Origin of the sequence: Streptomyces sp. NPDC046859, assembly GCF_040645135.1 — a bacterium.
Taxonomy (GTDB): Bacteria; Actinomycetota; Actinomycetes; order Streptomycetales; family Streptomycetaceae; genus Streptomyces.
The window spans coordinates 1-16,608 of record NZ_JBEYXR010000001.1 but is presented as its reverse complement, the minus strand read 5'-3'; the positions used below and the strand labels follow the sequence as shown (position 1 = coordinate 16,608).

Below are 16,608 nucleotides of genomic sequence, written 5' to 3'. Positions count from 1 at the left end.
GTGCGCCAACTAATGGACGCCCATGACGCATGCGTCACTGGCCGGAATCCATCCCTCAGGTGGGCGATTCAGCCACCCTTCCTCCCTTGCGACCTGGGCGGCTGCCCGACAAAGGGCCTTAAGTCCGGGATGTTCGAGACCCTTTCTCCATACAAGTGATACCGGCGACAGCGGGACCGGGTCCGTCAGCGGACGGAGCACCGAGCCGGGCATCGGGGGGAAGTCGACGACCGCGAGCACCGGGTTCCGCGTCTTCGCCATGAGCCGCTGGAACTCCTCGTCACCGACGGCCAGGGGCGCGGGGGCGGCGATCGCGACGCCCCGCCCCTCGAAGAGGCGGCGCGCGAGGTCGGTCCACTCCGGGGTGCGGGGGTTGCCGGCGCCGGCGTACACCGTCTCGCCGGCCAGGGCGGCCAGCGGCACCTCGTCCCGGATGGCCAGGGGGTGGTCCTCGGGAAGGAGGACGGCCATCGGCTCGTAGCGGACCGGCTGGTGGTCGAGGCCGGCCCGCAGCGCCGGGTCCAGGCCGGCGAACCGGCCGAACGAGGCGTCGAGGCGGCCGGCGAGCAGGTCGCCGGCGGCACCCGTCAGACCGCTCTCGTAGCGGGCCATCAGTTCCAGTTCGGGGGCGAGTTCACGGGCCCGGTGCAGGATCCGGCGGGTGGTGCGCAGGCCGGGCGAGTTCAGGTCCACGAGCAGGGCGCGGGCCTGCCCGAAGGCGGCGAGCAGGTCGTCCTGGGCCTGGAGGGCGCGGCGGGCGTACGGCACGAGCCGCTCGCCGTCGGGGGTGAGGGTGACCTGGCGGGTGGTCCGCACGAACAGCTCGGCGCCGAGCTCTCGCTCCAGGCGGCGCACGTCCCGGCTGAGCGCCTGCTGGGCGACGTACAGGCGGGCGGCGGCGCGGGTGAAGTGCAGTTCCTCCGCGACGGCCAGGAAGGCGCGCAGGAGGCGGGGGTCGAGGTGGGCGGGGGCCGGCATGCGCCGAACTTACAACAGGAGTGCGTGAATCCGTGCCGAGCAGGTGTTGGACCCGGTGATCGGCGACCGCCGAGGCTGGGCCCATGCCGCGACCGACCTCCCCAAGTACCCCTGACGCCGGGAAAGTCCGGGACATCCCGTTGTCCACCGTCACCGCCGACGCGCTCGCCGCCGTCGGCCTCCGCCCCCGTGGGCGGACCCGCCCGCCGGGGCCCTACCGGCGGCTCTTCGCCCGGCCGGGCGCGCTCGCGTTCACCGCCGCCAATCTGGCGGCCCGTCTGCCCATGGGCATGTTCAGCGTGAGCGCGGTCGTGATGATCGCGGGCACGCGCGGGTCGTACGCCCTCGCCGGGGCCGTCACCGCGACCGGGCTCGCGGCGACCGCCGTGGTCGCCCCCGGGATCGCGCGCCTCGTCGACCGGTACGGGCAGGCCCGGGTCGCCGTACCGGCCACGCTGCTCGCGGCGCTGGGCAGCCTCGCCCTGGTGCTGTGCGTGCGGTACGGCGCCCCCTCCTGGACGCTGTTCGCCGCGTACGCCGCCACCGCGAGCACGCCCAACACCGGCGGCATGTCCCGCGCCCGGTGGGCCCACCTGCTGAAGGACGACGCGGGGGCCCTGCACACCGCGAACTCCCTCGAACAGGCCGTCGACGAACTGTGCTTCATGCTGGGCCCGGTGCTCGCGGCCTTCCTGTGCGGGACGTTCTTCCCCCAGGCGGGCACGCTCGTCGCGGTGACGCTGCTCGTGACCGGGGTGCTGGCCTTCGCGGCCCAGCGGTCGACCGAGCCGCCGGCGCACGGTTCGGCCTCGGCGCCCGGCCCGGCGCCGCTGCGCGCGCCCGGCATGCCCGCGCTGCTGGCCGTCTGCCTCGCCCTGGGCGCGGTGTTCGGAGCGACGGAGGTCGTCACGCTCGCGTACGCCGACGAGCAGGGGCACCGGGCCGCGGCGGGCGCGGTGCTGGGGCTCCAGGCGGCCGGGTCCTGCGTCGCGGGCCTGGTGTACGGCCGGCTGCGGCTGACCGGCTCCCCCGAGCGCCGCTACCCGTGGTGCGTGGCGGCGATGACCGCGCTGCTGCTCCTGCCGGCCCTGGCCGCCTCCGGCACCGGCTCGCTCGTGGTACTGGCCGGGGCCCTCCTGGCTGCCGGGATGGCCACCGCCCCCACGATGATCACCAACATGGCCCTGGTGCAGCGGCGCACCCCGCCGGGCCGTCTCAACGAGGGCATGACCCTGGCGGTGACGGCCCTGCTCGGCGGCATCGCCTGCGGCAGCGCGGCCGGCGGCTGGACGGTGGAACACACGTCCCCGTCCACCGGCTACGCGGTCCCGGTGGTGGCGGCGGCGACGGCCCTGCTCGTGTCGGTGGGCGCACGGGTGCTGGGGCGCGGGCGGGGTGCGTGACGCGGCCCGGCACGTGTGCCGGCCGGCCCGCCCTCCGGTCGCGGCGGGGCTCGGGCGCCGGGGCGGGTGGTACGGCCGGGCGCTCTGGAAGCCGGAGGGCTGACCGCTCCGACGGGCGAGCGCCGGCCTCCGGGGGCCGACGGCGGCCCCGGCCCCCCGGTCGCGCCCCGGGCCGGGTGCCGGGCGCCCCGAGGGAGCCGGGGGCGCGCCGGTGTGACCGGGGGCGGGGCCGGAGCAGCCTGGTGCCGGTCGGGGTCAGGTGTGCCAGGCTCGGGGGCTCGTGTAGGGGCGGGTGCGGTCGGGGCGGGTCCAGGGGGCCGTGGACCGGCGGGGCGGGGCCGGGTCGGGGGGCGGGGCGAGCCGGAGGGTGAGGACCGCGGTGAAGGCGGCCAGTTCCTCGGGGCTCGGGGTGCCGCGCAGGACGCGCACCGAGGTGGCGGCGAGCAGGTCGGCCGGGGTCGGCGTCATGGGGTGCTCCTCACTGGGGCGGGTTGCCGTGCTTGCGGGTGGGCAGGGACTCGGACTTGGTCGCGAGCATCATCAGGGCGCGGCTGAGGGCGAGTCGGGTCTCGCGGGGGTCGATCACGTCGTCGACGAGGCCGCGCTCGGCCGCGTAGTAGGGGTGGACGAGTTCGCTGCGGTACTCCTCGATCTTGCGGCGGCGCATCGCCTCGGGGTCGTCGGCGGCGGCGATCTCGCGGCGGAAGACGACGTTGGCGGCGCCCTCGGCGCCCATCACGGCGATCTCGTTGGTGGGCCAGGCCAGGGCGATGTCCGCGCCGATGGACCGGGAGTCCATGACGATGTAGGCGCCGCCGTACGCCTTGCGCAGGACGACGGAGACGCGGGGCACGGTGGCGTTGCAGTACGCGTACAGCAGTTTCGCGCCGCGCCGGATGATGCCCTCGTGCTCCTGGTCGACGCCGGGCAGGAAGCCGGGCACGTCGACCAGGGTGACCAGCGGGATGTTGAAGGCGTCGCAGAACTGTACGAACCGGGCGCCCTTCTCGCTGGCTTTGATGTCGAGGACGCCGGCCATGGACGCGGGCTGGTTGGCGACGACGCCGACGACGTGCCCGTCGATCCGGGCGAGCGTGCACACGAGGTTGGTGGCGAACGCGGCGTGCACCTCCAGGTGGTCGCCGTCGTCGACGATCTCCTCGATGACCTTGCGGATGTCGTAGGAGCGGTTGCCGTCGGCGGGGACCAGGTCGAGCAGGGCGTCGCCGGGGCGGTCCGCCGGGTCGCCGGTGGGGTGGGCGGGCGGGAGTTCGCGGTTGTTGGAGGGCAGCAGGGTCAGCAGGTAGCGGACCTCCTCCAGGCAGGTGCGCTCGTCGTCGTAGACGAAGTGGGCGACGCCGGAGGTGCCGCCGTGGACGTCGGCGCCGCCGAGGCCGTTCTGGGTGATCTCCTCCCCCGTCACCGCCTTCACCACGTCCGGCCCCGTGATGAACATCTGGGAGATGTCCCGGACCGCGAAGACGAAGTCGGTGAGCGCCGGGCTGTACGCGGCGCCGCCCGCGCACGGGCCGAGCATCACGCTGATCTGCGGGATCACCCCGGACGCCTTGGTGTTGCGCCGGAAGATGCCGCCGTAGCCGGCGAGGGCCGACACGCCCTCCTGGATCCGGGCGCCCGCGCCGTCGTTGAGCGACACGAGCGGGGCGCCCGCCGCGATGGCCAGGTCCATCAGTTTGTGGATCTTCTGCGCGTGGGCCTCGCCGAGGGCGCCGCCGAAGATGCGGAAGTCGTGGGCGTACACGAAGACCGTGCGGCCCTCGACCGTGCCCCAGCCGGTGATCACCCCGTCGGTGTACGGCCGTTTGGCCTCGAGTCCGAAGCCCTGCGCGCGGTGCCGGCGCAGGGTCTCCACCTCGGTGAACGAGCCGGGGTCCAGGAGCAGTTCGATGCGTTCGCGGGCGGTCAGCTTGCCCTTGGCGTGCTGGCGTTCGGTGGCCCTCGGGTCGGGGCCGGTGCGGGCGAGCTCCTTGATGGCCGCCAGTTCGGAGAACCGGTCCGCCTCGGGGGCGTCGGTGTCGGGCAGGAGCGTCTCGGGATCGACGACGGTCATGATGCCTGGGCCCTTTCCTTCCTGTTCCTGGTGTCGATGAGGTCGTGCGGGCGGACGGACGACGGGTCGTGGGCGCGCAGCACCGTGCGCAGTCCCGGTTCGACGGCGTGGACGCGGTCCACGGCGTCCCGGGCGTGCAGCCAGTCGGCGGGCACCGGGTGCAGGGCGGCCCGCCGGTCGCCGGCGCCGGCCAGCGCGGCGGCGCCGACGTGGCCCTCGCACAGCGGGATGTTGCGCACCGTCCAGCCGGCCGGGCGCCAGGACTCGGCGCCCTCGCCCAGGTAGTCGAGGTCGGCGGCGCGGGCGAGCCCGGTGCCGAGACCCTTCAGGTACGCCTCCTTGCGGGACCACAGCCGGGCGAAGGCCGTCGGCCGCCGCTCGGGCGGGACGCGGGCGATCTCCTGGCGCTCGCCCGGGTGCAGCAGGGGCAGGCAGGCGTCGACGGTCGCGGGCGACGGCAGCGCCTGCACGTCGACGCCGACCCGGGTGCGGGCGACGGCGACCAGGGCGAGCCCGTGGCTGTGGGAGAGGGAGAACTCGGGGGCGCCCGGCAGGTCGACCAGGACGGGCCGGCCGTGCCGTTCCCCGCACTCCTCGCACCACTCCCGGCCGATGACCAGCCGCCGGGGCGCGACGCCCGTGTAGACGGACAGCACCCGGCGCAGGCCCACATGGGCGGCGACGTACATCTGCCGGTCGGCGTGCCGGCGGTAGGCGGCGGCGCGCCGGCGCTCGTCCTCGTCGAGTTCGCCGACGGGCGCGTCGCGCGATGGTTCCGGCGCCGGCAGCAGCCACAGGTGCAGGTCGGACGGGCCGAGCTGCCGGGCGCCGCGGGCGGGGTGCGGGCCGAGGGGGAGGTTCACGGGCGGCTCCCGGTGCGGGTGGTGGGGTGGGGCGCCGGCTCGGTTCCGGCGGTGCCGGCGCGCGCGCCGCCGCGGTCGGCGGCCGCCGCCACGAGCGCGGCCGCCAGGGAGATCAGTCCCCCCGCCCACAGCGCGGAGCGGGTGCCCAGGTACTGGGTGACCGCGCCGACGAACAGGGCGCCGAGCGGGGCGGTGCCTTGCAGGATCAGGGTGTAGAGGGCCATCACACGGCCCCGGTAGGCGGGGTCGCTGCCCAGCTGGACGCGGTGGTTGGCGGCCTGCGCGAAGTACAGGGACGCGAAGCCGGTCGGGACGAGCAGGAGCAGGGCCACCGTCAGGTTCGGCGCCCAGCCGGTGGCCGCGGCCAGCGCGCCGAAGGCGCAGGCCCAGGCGATGACCAGCCGGGCCGGGGGGCGGCCCCGGCGCAGGGTGCTGGTGAAGGCGGCCAGCAGGGAGCCGGCGGCGAGCGCGGCGGTGAGCAGGCCGAACGCGGCGGCGTCGGTGTGGAAGACGGTCCGGGCCATGAGCGGCAGGGTCAGTTGCAGGTTGAGGCCGAACAGGGAGACGGCGGCGAGCAGGGACAGCGTCGCCACCAGGTCGGGCCGGGACCGCAGATGGGCCAGTCCCTCCACGACCCGGGCGTCGCGGGCGGCGGGCCGCGCGGACCGGTGCAGTTCGCCGGGCCGCATGGCGCGCAGCCCGGCGACGGTCGCCGCGTAGCTGGCCGCGTTGAGGAGCATCACGGTGCCGGTGCCGGCCGCCTCGATCAGCAGTCCGGCGAGCGAGGGGCCGATGACGCGCGCGATGTTGAAGTAGGCGCCGCTGAGCGCGGAGGCGTTCGGCACCAGCTCCGGTCCGACGAGCTCGGCGATGAAGGACAGCCGGGTGGGCACCTCGACGGCGTTGGCGACGCCGAGGGCCAGGGCGAAGGCGTACACGTGCCACAGCCGGGCGGCGCCGCCGGTGACGAGCAGGCCGAGCAGCAGCGCGAGCAGCCCGGAGGCGATGTTGGCCCCGGTCAGCAGCGCCCGTTTGTCGTACCGGTCGGCGATGCGGCCGCCGTACAGGGTGAGCAGCAGCATCGGGGTGAACTGGAGGGCGGTGACCGTCGCGAGGGCGGTGCCGGAGTCGCCCGTGAGGTCGAGGACGAGCCAGTCCTGGGCGACGACCATCATCCAGGTGCCGGTCACGGAGGCGACCTGCCCGGCGGCGAAGAGCCGGAAGTTGCGCACGCCCAGCGAGCGCGTCCCGGTGGCCAGCAGCCGCCCGGGTCCCCGTTTCCCGGTGGCGGACCCGGTCATGGACCGTCCCGTTCGGGCAGGCACTCCTCGAAGAAGGCGAGCGCGCGCAGGTGGTAGGCGCGGGCCGTGCGGCCCAGGCTGATGTTGTGCCCGGCGTCGGGTTGCCGGTCGACGACGACGCGCGGGGCGGAGCTGAGCCGTGTGCGCAGGTCGTCGAGGGCGTCGGCGTCGTGCCGCCACCACAGTTCGTGCTCGGCGAACGTCAGCCGTACGGGGACGCGCACGCGCGGGGCGAGGGCGTCGAAGACGTCGGGCCAGACGGACGCGGCCCGCAGTTCCCGCTCGGGCACCGGCCGGACGAAGTCGGCGCTGCGGCGGAAGGTGGCCGGCGGGTAGAGGGCGAGCCGGCCCCAGTTGTGCTTCCAGCGGGCCCGGTCGGTGCCGGTGAGCAGTTCCTCGGAGCGGGGGGCGTAGCGGTGCCCGCAGCCGGAGATGTCCAGGCCCAGCAGTCCGGGCGGCGGGGCCTCGGCGGCCAGGGTCAGGGCGAGTTTGCCGCCGAAGGAGTGCGCGAGCAGGAACGTTCCGACGCCGGTGTCGTACCCGGCGCGGAAGTCGTCGAGCGCGGCCCCCAGGACGCGGGCCTGCCCGGCGAGGTCCAGGCCCTCGGGGAACCCGGCGGCGGAGTCGCCGTAGCCGGGCCGGTCGACGGCGAGGACCTGGAAGCCGAGATGCGCTCCCAGCGCGCACAGGGAGGCGTCGGGCTGGGCCCCGCCGTCGAAGTACCCCGCGCTCATCCCGGCCCCGTGCAGCGCGACCACGGTGGCACGCGGCGGCGTGTCCGGGGGCGCGCTCAGCAGGGCGGACAGGGTGTGCCCGGCGGCGTTCAGGGTGATCCGCCGTACACGGGGGCCGACGGACAGGGGCGCGGTGGTCATCGTGCTACGCCACCTCCGGGCTGCCGAACCAGTGGTGCAGGGCGCTCACGAGGCGGTCGATGCCGGCGGCCACGTCGTCCTGCGCGGTGCCGCCGCCGGCCGCCCAGGCCACATGGCCGTCGGGGCGGACGAGGAGGGCGGTGGCCCCGGCGAAGGCGTCGGGGTCCTCGGGGCGGGCGGTGACCACGGTGACGGTGTCCGCCCAGCGGGCCGCCGTCTCGCGCGGGGCGGGGTCGCCGGCCAGGTCGAGCAGGACGCCGCGGGCCGGGTGGAGCAGGTCGGCCGTGCCGGTGCGGGTGCCGTCGGGCAGCTCCAGCGGGCGCGGGGGGAGGCGGCGGCCGAGCAGGGGGTGGGTGCCGGGGCCGAGGTCGTAGCCGACGTCGAGGTGGCTGACGATGCCGGCGAGCCGGCGGCGGACCTCCTCCAGCTCCATCAGCTCCCCGAACACGGCGCGGACGGGGTCGGCCTCGGGGCCGCCGAGGAAGATCATGCCCTGGGCCCGGGTGTTCATCAGCAGGCGTGCGCCGACCGGGTGCCGTTCGTCGTGGTAGGTGTCGAGCAGGGTGTCGGGCAGGGCGCCGCGGGCCACCGCGGCCAGCTTCCAGCCCAGGTTGACGGCGTCCTGCACGCCCGTGCTGAGCCCCTGTCCGCCGGCGGGGAGGTGGACGTGCGCGGCGTCGCCGGCGAGCAGGACGCGGCCCTTGCGGTAGGCGGAGACCTGCCGGGTGGCGTCCGTGAAGGAGCTGACCCAGTCGGCGCCGCCGCCCGCCAGGGACTCGCCGGTGATGCGTTCCCAGGCGGCGGCGACCTCCTCGAACTCGACGTTCTGCGGGCGGTCCCCGGCGGGGGTGCCGTGCTCGCAGACGATGATGCGGTCGACGCCGGGCGCGAGCGGAGCGGCCATCACCATGCCGTGCTCCAGCCGCTCGCCCAGGAAGCGGGGGCGGATGGCGCAGCCGGTGACGTCCGCCAGGTACATCCGGCGGGTGGCGGGCAGCCCGGGGAAGTCGAAGCCGGCGGCCCGGCGCACGACGCTCTGGCCGCCGTCGCAGCCGACCAGGTAGGCGCCGCGCAGCCGCTGTTCACCGTCGGGGGTCGCCGCGACGATCTCGACGCCGTGGCCGTCCTCGGACAGCTTGGTCAGCTCCCAGCCCCGGCGGATGTCGGCGCCCAGCTCACCGGCCCACTCCTCCAGGACGGCCTCGGTCTGCGACTGCGGGACACCCCGCGCGCCGAAGTGGGCGTCCTCCAGGACCGTGTAGTCGAACTGGATGCCGCCGAAGTGGCCCATCGGGCTCTTCTCCAGCGCCCCGAAGCGCGGCAGCAGGCCCCGCTGGTCGAACACCTCCATGGCGCGGGCGGTGAAGCCGAGTCCGCGGGACTGCCCGGTCGGCTCGGCCAGCTTCTCCACGACCACGACCCGGGCTCCGCCCAGCCGCAGTTCTCCGGCCAGCATGAGGCCGGTCGGCCCCGCACCGACCACGATCACATCCGTGTCCACAGTGCTTCCCTCTCTGCACGTCGCCCGAATCGATAGGAACATGTACGACTTGCCCTGACTTGCGGTGTTCGGCCTCGCGCGGGATCACAGCCCGGGATCCGGCCGTCCGAACCAGTGCCGGATCGCCGCCGTGGCCGCCCACGGGTCCGCTCCCGCCCAGGCGACATGGCCGTCCGGGCGCACCAGCAGCCCCTCGGCGCCATGCAGCGGCGCGCCGGCGCCGGCCCGTACCGCCACCGGGGTGACGCGGTCGGCCCAGATCTTGCCGAGCCAGCGCAGCTCCGCCCGGGCCGTGTCGGCGACCAGCAGCAGCCCGCGCCCGTCCCGCAGCGCCCCGGCGACGCCGACCGGGCCGTCCGGCGTGGGCAGCGTGCCGAGCGGCAGCCGGGCGCCGAGCAGGGGGTGGGTGCCGTCGCCCACCGGGTAGCGGATGTCGAGCCCGGTGATCATGGCCGCGAGGTGGTCCCGGGTGGGGCCCGCGGCGATGAGTTCGCCGAGCAGGGCGCGCGCCGGCTCCACCTCGGGCCCGCCCAGCAGCAACTGCGCCTGGGCGCGGATGTTGGCGAGCACCCGGCGCCCGACGGCGTGCCGCTCGTCGTGGTAGGTGTCGAGCAGCCCGTCGAAGGCCCGGCCGCGGGCCACCGCGGCGAGCTTCCAGCCCAGGTTGGCCGCGTCCTGCAGACCGAGGTTGAGCGCCTGGCCGCCGCTGGGCATCTGCCGGTGGGCGGCGTCCCCGGCGAACAGCACCCGGCCGTGCCGGTAGCGCTCCAGCTGCTGGTTGGCGTCCCCGAACGCGTTGAGCCACACCGGGTGCCCGCCGCTCAGGTCCTCCCCGGTCACACGCCGCCACACGTCGACGACCTCGGCGAACGCGGGCGGTCCGGTGCGCGGCCGGGCGGGCCGGCCGAAGGCGTGCACCATCACGCGGGTGGTGCCGCCGGGCATCCTGGCGGCGATGGCCAGGCCGTGCTCCCGGCGTTCGAACCGCCGGTTCGGGATGTCGATCCCGGCGATGTCGGCCCGCAGCAGTTCGCGGGCCGCCGGGGAGCCCGGGAAGGCCGCTCCGGTCAGGGCGCGAACGGTGCTGTCCTCGCCGTCGCAGGCGACGACGTAGGCCGCCCGCAGCCGCCGCTCGCCGTCCGGGGCCGCCACCGCCAGCTCCACGTGTGTGCCGCTCTGGACGAGTCCGCGGACCTCCCAGCCGCGCCGGACGTCGGCGCCGAGGGCGCGGGCCCGGTCCTGGAGCAGTTCCTCGGTCCGGGTCTGCGGCACCTTCCACTGGCCCGAGTACGGCCCGGGCACGGTCAGGTCCATGGGGACGCCGCCGAAGTGGCCGCGCGGCTCCCTGGGCGGGTCGCCGAGCGCCTCCAGCAGGCCCCGGCAGTCGAACAGCTCGACCGTGCGGGCGTGCAGCGTGGAGGCGCGGGACTCCGTGGTGGGGGTGCGCAGCCGTTCGAGGACGACGACGTCGGCGCCGCCCAGGCGCAGCTCCCCGGCGAGGAACAGGCCGACGGGGCCCGCCCCCACCACGACGACCCGGCCGGCTCCGGAGGTGTCGGTGGCCATGGTCAGCGGCTCTTCTCCGCGTGGTCCCGGGCGTGGCCCAGCGTGGCCCGGCTGTTGGTGCTGAGCGCACCCTGGACGTACTCGCGGGCGTCCTCCACGGTCGCGTCGGGGCCGAGGATCCGCCGGATGTTGTCGGGGTTGAGCACGACCGTGTGCTGGGAGGTCGCGGCGACCCCGCGCGGGTACTCCTCGAACGTCCACAGGCCGGTGTGCAGGGTCATCAGCGCCGGCAGCGTCACCTGCTTGTAGGCGATCGCGCGGTGCGGGAACGTCACCCGGTACGACTTGGTGGTGTGCGTCGAGCCGTCCTTGGCCCGGGTGTCCATCTCCAGCACCTGCAGGCCGGGCGCGGGCTCCTCGAAGCGGACGCGGGCCACGTGCGGCAGCCGGTCGACCCAGCGGTCGGCCTGGTCGATGAAGTCGTAGACGTCCTTGGCGGCGCCCTCGATGAGCACGGTGTCCTCGAAGGAGAACGTCAGCTCGCGGGTGGCGTGGGCCCGTTCGACGTTCTCCTTCAGGGCGGCGAGCTCGGAGCGGGAGTTGCGGTCGACGGCCTCGTCGATCCAGGCCAGGCCCTCGGGGTCGTCGTCGACGGCCCGGTAGTCGTGCAGCAACCTCACCAGCGACTCGCCGCCGGGGCGTTCCTCGATGACCCAGGCGCCGCCCATCGCGGCGACGGGGGGCGCGGAGACCTCCTGTCGGAAGGTGATCCGGCGGTTCTCCGGGTCGAGTGTGCGGCGCGAGGTCCAGCTCTTGGGGGCGCCGTTGGCGGTGGCCCAGATGCGGATGCGCTCCTCGCGCTCGCCCTTCTCCAGATGGTCCACGTGGATGGTGGGCGGGAAGATCCGCGGCCAGTTCTCCACCTCCGCGATCAGCCGGTAGACGGCGTCGGCGGGGGCCGAGACGGTGATCTCGTGCGCCACCTCGCGGGTCGTTGCGTCCGTCGTGGTCACGTCCTCGTCCTCTTCTTCTCGGTGGTCGGGGGTCAGAAGTTGCCCAGGCCACCGCAGACGTTGATCGCCTGGGAGGTGACGGAGGCGGCGGTGTCGGAGGCGAGGTAGCCGACCATCCCGGCGACCTCCTGCGGGGTGGAGTAGCGGCCGAGCGGGATCTTCGCCTGGAACTTCTCGAGGATGGCGTCCTCGCTGGTGCCGTAGGCGTCGGCGTAGCCCTGGCGGACCCGCTGGGCCATGGGGGTCTCGACGTAGCCGGGGCAGACGGCGTTGACGGTGACCCCGGTGGGCGCGAGCTCGTTGCCGAGGGCCTTCGTGAAGCCGACGACGCCGTGCTTGGAGGCGGAGTAGGGGGCGCCGAGGACGACGCCCTGCTTGCCGGCGGTGGAGGCGATGTTGATGATCCGGCCCCAGCCGCGGTCGCGCATGCCGCCGGTGGTGAGGACCTCGCGAGTCATCCGGAAGACGCTGTTGAGGTTGGTGTCGATGACGTCGTCCCACAGCTCGTCCGCGAGGTCGGCGGTGACACCGCCGCCGCTGCGGCCCGCGTTGTTGACGAGGACGTCGACGCCGCCGAAGCGGTCGACGGCGGCCTGCACGAAGGCGCGGACCGCGTCCCGCGAGCGGACGTCCACCGCGGCGCCGTCGGCCTCGATGCCCTCCTCCTGGAGCTGCTTGACCGTCGCGGCCACGTTGTCGGCGTTGCGGGCCCCGATGAACACCCGGTGTCCGGCGGAGCCCAGCTGCCGGGCGGCCGCCAGTCCGATGCCACTGGTGGCCCCGGTGATCAGTGCGACCCGCTGCGTCTGCTGCTGCGGCATGTCTCTTCCAACTCCTTTGCGGTCATGGCTACGAGGGGTGCGCCGCCGTCGGCCGCAGGGGGCGCCGACGGCGGCGGGTCAGGGAGTGCCGGGTGTCGCGGAGGGTCAGGCGGCGGCCTGCGACCCGCCGTCCAGCTGCCCGTTGACCGCGTCGATCAGGGCGCGCGGCGTGTTGGCTTCGGACAGGACGTCGTCGTCGAGGGTGATGCCGTACTCGCGCTCGATCCGGCCGCCGGTCTCGAGCAGGGCCAGCGACTCGTAGCCGAGGTGCTCGAAGTCCGCGTCGAGGATGTCGCCGTCGAGGTCGACGGTCTCCTCGGCGCCGGCGCCCTCGATGAGGATGCGCTTGAGGTCGTCGAGGGTGAACTGCTGTGTGGACACGTGGGGTTCCTCTCGTTCGTTCGCGTGGGTCGTGGCGGGTCGGTCAGGCGGACGCCCGGACGATCGCCGCCGAGTTGAAGCCGCCGTGGCCGCGGGCCAGGACCAGCGCCGAGCGCAGTCCGGCCTCGCGCGGGCGGTCGACCACCAGGTCGAGGGTGTGCTCGGGCGACGGCGTGACGTGCACCGTCGGCGGGATCACCCCGTCGCGCAGGGACAGCAGCGCGGTGGCCAGGTCCAGGGGGGCCGCGCCCGAGTACAGGCGGCCGGTCATCGTCTTCGGCGCGGTGACCGGGACGCCGTGCGGGCCGAACACGGCCGTGATGGCCTCCGACTCGGCCCGGTCCAGCTCGGGGTCGGCGGCGGCGTCGCAGAACACGACGTCGATGTCGCCGGCGGATGTCCGGGCGTCGGCCAGGGCGAGTTCGATCGCCCGGCGCAGCCCCGGCGGGCGCCCGCTGCCCGGCGCCGGGTCGAAGGTGGCGGCGTACCCGGCGACCTCGCCGTAGATCCGCGCGTCGCGGGAGCGCGCCGACTCCTCGGACTCCATGACGAGCAGCGCGCCGCCCTCGCCGGGGACGTAGCCGTCGGCGGCCGCGTCGAAGGGCAGGTACGCCTGGGCCGGCTCGTCCCGGGTGGTCAGCCGCTGCGCGGCGAGCTGGGCGACCCAGCCCCACGGGCAGATGGAGGCGTCCACGGCCCCGGAGACGACGACGGCCGTGCCCTTGCGGATCTGCCGGCGGGCCTGCGCGACCGCGTCCAGACCGCCGGCCTGGTCGCTGACGACCACGCTGCTGGGGCCCTTCATGCCGTGCCGGATGGAGATCTGGCCGCTGTTGACGGCGTAGAACCAGGCGAACGACTGGTACGCGCTGACGTACTGGCTGCCCCGGCTCCACAGTGCCTGGAGCTCGCCCTGGCCGAACTCGAAGCCACCCGATGAGCTGGCGGTGACCACGCCCATGCTGGAGTCGGGCAGGTCCTGCGGCCGTATCCCGGCGTCCTCCAGCGCCCAGTCGGCGGCGACCAGCGCCAGCCGGGTCATCCGGTCGGTCTGCGGCAGCAGCCGGCTCGGCAGATGCTCCTCGGCCGCGAAGCCGGGTATCTCCCCGGCCAGGCGGGCCGGGTACTGGGAGGGGTCGAAGCGGGTGATCCGCCCGATGCCGCTCTTCCCGGCGAGGGTCGCCGCCCAGTAGTCCTGGACACCCAGGCCGTTGGGTGCCGTGACGCCGAGACCCGTCACCACCACCGCGCTCATGCCATGCTCCTCTCGGGACGGGCGAGCACCATCGCGCTCTGGAAGCCGCCGAACCCGCTGCCGACCGTCAGCACCGCGTCGGTCAGCTGCTCGCGGGCGGTGACCGGCACGTAGTCGAGGTCGCACTCGGGGTCCGGGGTGTGCAGGTTCGCGGTCGGCGGGACCACGTGGTGCTCCATGGCCAGCGCCGACGCGGCGATCTCGATGGAGCCGATCGCGCCGAGCGAGTGGCCCACCATCGACTTGATGGAGCTGACCGGGGTCCGGTAGGCGTGCTCGCCGAGGCTCTTCTTGAACGCGGCCGTCTCGTGCCGGTCGTTCTGCTTGGTGCCGGAGCCGTGCGCGTTGATGTAGTCGATCTGGTCCACGTTCATCCGGGCCTCGTCGAGCGCCACCGTGATGGCCTCCGCCATCTCGGCGCCGTCCGGCCGCAGACCGGTCATGTGGTACGCGTTGCTGCGGGTGGCGTAGCCCGCGATCTCGGCGTAGACGTGGGCCCCGCGGCGCCGGGCGCTGTCCAGCTCCTCCAGTACGAAGACGGCGCAGCCCTCGCCGAGCACGAACCCGTTGCGGGTGCCGTCGAACGGCCGGGACGCCTGCTCGGGGTCCTCCTTGCGCGGGGTCGTCGCCTTGATGGCGTCGAAGCAGGCCATGGTGATCGGGGAGATCGGCGCGTCCGACGAGCCGGCGATCATCACGTCCGCCGAACCCTCCCGGATCAGCTCGACCGCGTAGCCGACGGAGTCGATGCCGGAGGTGCAGCCCGTCGACACCACGGTGTTGGGGCCCTCCGCCCCGACCGTCCAGGCGACCTCGGCCGAGAAGGAGCTCGGGACGAGGTAGTTGTACAGGTGCGGTACGGCGTAGGCGTGGTCCACCAGGTGCAGCCGGCCGCCGTCGCTGACGATCCGGTACTCCTCGTCGAGGCCGGTCGTGGCGCCGACCGCGCTGCCGATGGTGACGCCCACCCGGTGCGGCTCGTGGGCCGCGAGGTCGATGCCGCTGTCCGCGACCGCGCCGCGGGCCGCGACCACCGCGAACTGGGCGGCCCGGTCCATCCGGCGGACCTCCTGCGGGGTGAGTCCGTGCCGCTCCGGGTCGAAGTCCATCTCCGCCGCGACCTGGGACCGGAAGGGGCTCGGGTCGAAGAAGGTGATCCCGCGGGTGGCGGTCCGGCCCTCGCTCAGCATCCCCCAGAAGCCGTCCTTGCCGACGCCGCCGGGAGCGAGCACCTCGATCCCGGTGATGACGACACGACGACCGCTCATCGGGACGCCTCCCAGGAGTAGAAGCGCTGGGCCATGGCGTCGGCCGGCGACCGCCAGGTGGCCGGGTCGTACGCCTCGATGAAGGGCTTCAGGTCCTCGCTGATCCGCACGAAACGCTCGTCGGACTTGGCCTTCTCGATCAGCTCGCCGCCGTTGTCGGCGTCGAAGTCCTGGAGGTGGAAATACAGCCCCCGGTACTGGAAGAGCTGACGGCGCCGGGTGCCCATCAGATGCGGCATCTCGGTCTCGTCGAACGCGCCGAACAGCTTGGCGACATCGACCGCGGAGCCCGGTTCCATCCGGGCCACGATCAAAGTGCTGTGCATGAGTTCTCTCCTTGGAAAAGGGTGCGTGGGATAAGGAGGCGTGCGGGCGGGCGACATCGCCCCGCGTCCGGGAAAGGACGGAGCACGCTTTCGTCAGTCGATGCCCCGGCAGATGTGCGGCTGTTCGCTGTCGTTCTCGTCGTCCTCGCCGGCCAGGAGCCACGCGGGCGGCTGGGGGGCGGGCGGCTCGCGCCCGTCGTCGTGTGTCACGGTTCGCACCTCCTCGGACGTCCTCAGTCCTTGATCTCGCAGATCGGCGCGCCGGAGGTGAGGGAGGCGCCCACCTGGGCGGTCAGGTCCTTGACGGTGCCGGACCGGTGCGCGGTGAGGGGCTGCTCCATCTTCATGGCCTCCAGGACGACGATCAGGTCGCCCTCCTCGACCTCCTGGCCCTCCTCGACCGCGACCTTGACGACGGTGCCCTGCATCGGGGACGCCAGGGTGTCGCCGGAGACGGCGGGGCCCGAGGTCCGCGCCGCGCGGCGCTTCGGCCGGGCCCCGGCGGCGAGGCCGGTGCGGGCGAGGGCCATCCCGAGGGACGCGGGCAGCGACACCTCCAGGCGCCGTCCCCCGACCTCGACCACCACGGTGTCGCGTCCCGCCTCGTCGGTGTCGGTGTCGGTGGGGGAGGTGAAGGGCTTGATGTCGTTGACGAACTCGGTCTCGATCCACCGGGTGTGGACCGTGAACGGCTCGCCCGACCCGGTCAGCTCGGGAGCGAACGCGGGGTCCTTGACCACGGCCCGGTGGAACGGGATGGCCGTGGCCATCCCCTCGACCGTGAACTCCTCCAGAGCACGCGCGGCCCGCTGCAGGGCCTGCTCACGGCTGGCACCGGTCACGATCAGCTTCGCCAGCAGGGAGTCCCACGCCGGGCCGATCACGCTGCCGGACTCCACCCCGGCGTCCAGACGCACACCCGGACCGGACGGCGCCGCGAACGTGGTGACCGTGCCGGGAGCGGGCAGGAAGCCCCGGCCCGGGTCCTCGCCGTTGATACGGAACTCGAAGGAGTGCCCGCGCAGGACCGGATCGCCGTAGCCGAG

General features: G+C 74.4%; 16 protein-coding genes. 1 reads left to right on the top strand and 15 read right to left on the bottom strand.

What is annotated here, in order from left to right; translation table 11 throughout:
• Nucleotides 1-9 precede the first annotated feature (9 nt).
• Entirely contained in the window at nucleotides 10-978 is a 969-nt protein-coding gene (locus ABZ899_RS00080) for a LysR family transcriptional regulator (RefSeq protein ID WP_361338451.1), read from the bottom strand.
• A gap of 83 nt (nucleotides 979-1,061) precedes the next feature.
• On the opposite strand from ABZ899_RS00080, the gene ABZ899_RS00075 reads away from it, so the two are divergent.
• Nucleotides 1,062-2,381 carry an MFS transporter gene (locus ABZ899_RS00075; protein ID WP_361338449.1) on the top strand — a complete coding sequence of 440 codons (1,320 nt, stop codon included), beginning with the start codon at nucleotides 1,062-1,064 and terminating at the stop codon, nucleotides 2,379-2,381.
• A gap of 255 nt (nucleotides 2,382-2,636) precedes the next feature.
• Here the strand turns inward: ABZ899_RS00075 and ABZ899_RS00070 are convergent, their stop codons facing one another.
• From ABZ899_RS00070 to ABZ899_RS00005, 14 genes are all read right to left on the bottom strand, one after another.
• Nucleotides 2,637-2,849, bottom strand: a complete 213-nt coding sequence (locus ABZ899_RS00070) for an acyl-CoA carboxylase subunit epsilon (protein ID WP_361338447.1) — start codon at nucleotides 2,847-2,849, stop codon at nucleotides 2,637-2,639.
• A gap of 10 nt (nucleotides 2,850-2,859) precedes the next feature.
• Nucleotides 2,860-4,452, bottom strand: a complete 1,593-nt coding sequence (locus ABZ899_RS00065; protein ID WP_361338444.1) for an acyl-CoA carboxylase subunit beta — start codon at nucleotides 4,450-4,452, stop codon at nucleotides 2,860-2,862.
• Nucleotides 4,449-5,315 carry a 4'-phosphopantetheinyl transferase superfamily protein gene (locus ABZ899_RS00060; RefSeq protein ID WP_361338442.1) on the bottom strand — a complete coding sequence of 289 codons (867 nt, stop codon included), beginning with the start codon at nucleotides 5,313-5,315 and terminating at the stop codon, nucleotides 4,449-4,451. The genes ABZ899_RS00065 and ABZ899_RS00060 overlap by 4 nt, the downstream gene beginning before the upstream one ends.
• Nucleotides 5,312-6,616: an MFS transporter gene (locus ABZ899_RS00055; RefSeq protein ID WP_361338439.1), complete on the bottom strand. Its 1,305-nt coding sequence runs from the start codon at nucleotides 6,614-6,616 to the stop codon at nucleotides 5,312-5,314. The genes ABZ899_RS00060 and ABZ899_RS00055 overlap by 4 nt, the downstream gene beginning before the upstream one ends.
• Nucleotides 6,613-7,491 carry an alpha/beta fold hydrolase gene (locus tag ABZ899_RS00050; RefSeq protein WP_361338436.1) on the bottom strand — a complete coding sequence of 293 codons (879 nt, stop codon included), beginning with the start codon at nucleotides 7,489-7,491 and terminating at the stop codon, nucleotides 6,613-6,615. The genes ABZ899_RS00055 and ABZ899_RS00050 overlap by 4 nt, the downstream gene beginning before the upstream one ends.
• A gap of 4 nt (nucleotides 7,492-7,495) precedes the next feature.
• Nucleotides 7,496-9,034, bottom strand: a complete 1,539-nt coding sequence (locus tag ABZ899_RS00045; protein WP_361338434.1) for an FAD-dependent monooxygenase — start codon at nucleotides 9,032-9,034, stop codon at nucleotides 7,496-7,498.
• A 42-nt stretch (nucleotides 9,035-9,076) separates the two neighbouring features.
• Nucleotides 9,077-10,558: an FAD-dependent monooxygenase gene (locus tag ABZ899_RS00040; RefSeq protein WP_361338431.1), complete on the bottom strand. Its 1,482-nt coding sequence runs from the start codon at nucleotides 10,556-10,558 to the stop codon at nucleotides 9,077-9,079.
• A 2-nt stretch (nucleotides 10,559-10,560) separates the two neighbouring features.
• Nucleotides 10,561-11,511, bottom strand: a complete 951-nt coding sequence (locus tag ABZ899_RS00035) for an aromatase/cyclase (protein ID WP_361338429.1) — start codon at nucleotides 11,509-11,511, stop codon at nucleotides 10,561-10,563.
• 32 nt (nucleotides 11,512-11,543) lie between these two features.
• Nucleotides 11,544-12,332 (bottom strand): 3-oxoacyl-ACP reductase FabG, encoded by a 789-nt coding sequence (gene fabG, locus ABZ899_RS00030; RefSeq protein WP_361338426.1) that lies wholly within the window; start codon nucleotides 12,330-12,332, stop codon nucleotides 11,544-11,546.
• Nucleotides 12,333-12,437: 105 nt separating this feature from the next.
• Nucleotides 12,438-12,713: an acyl carrier protein gene (locus ABZ899_RS00025; protein WP_361338424.1), complete on the bottom strand. Its 276-nt coding sequence runs from the start codon at nucleotides 12,711-12,713 to the stop codon at nucleotides 12,438-12,440.
• 43 nt (nucleotides 12,714-12,756) lie between these two features.
• Nucleotides 12,757-13,968, bottom strand: a complete 1,212-nt coding sequence (locus ABZ899_RS00020; protein WP_361338421.1) for a ketosynthase chain-length factor — start codon at nucleotides 13,966-13,968, stop codon at nucleotides 12,757-12,759.
• Entirely contained in the window at nucleotides 13,965-15,236 is a 1,272-nt protein-coding gene (locus tag ABZ899_RS00015) for a beta-ketoacyl-[acyl-carrier-protein] synthase family protein (protein WP_361338418.1), read from the bottom strand. The genes ABZ899_RS00020 and ABZ899_RS00015 overlap by 4 nt, the downstream gene beginning before the upstream one ends.
• Nucleotides 15,233-15,562: a TcmI family type II polyketide cyclase gene (locus tag ABZ899_RS00010; protein WP_086866093.1), complete on the bottom strand. Its 330-nt coding sequence runs from the start codon at nucleotides 15,560-15,562 to the stop codon at nucleotides 15,233-15,235. Before ABZ899_RS00010 ends, ABZ899_RS00015 begins: the two co-directional genes overlap by 4 nt.
• A 233-nt stretch (nucleotides 15,563-15,795) precedes the next feature.
• Nucleotides 15,796-16,608: biotin/lipoyl-containing protein (locus ABZ899_RS00005; protein WP_361338415.1), on the bottom strand; the 813-nt coding region annotated here is incomplete at its 5' end.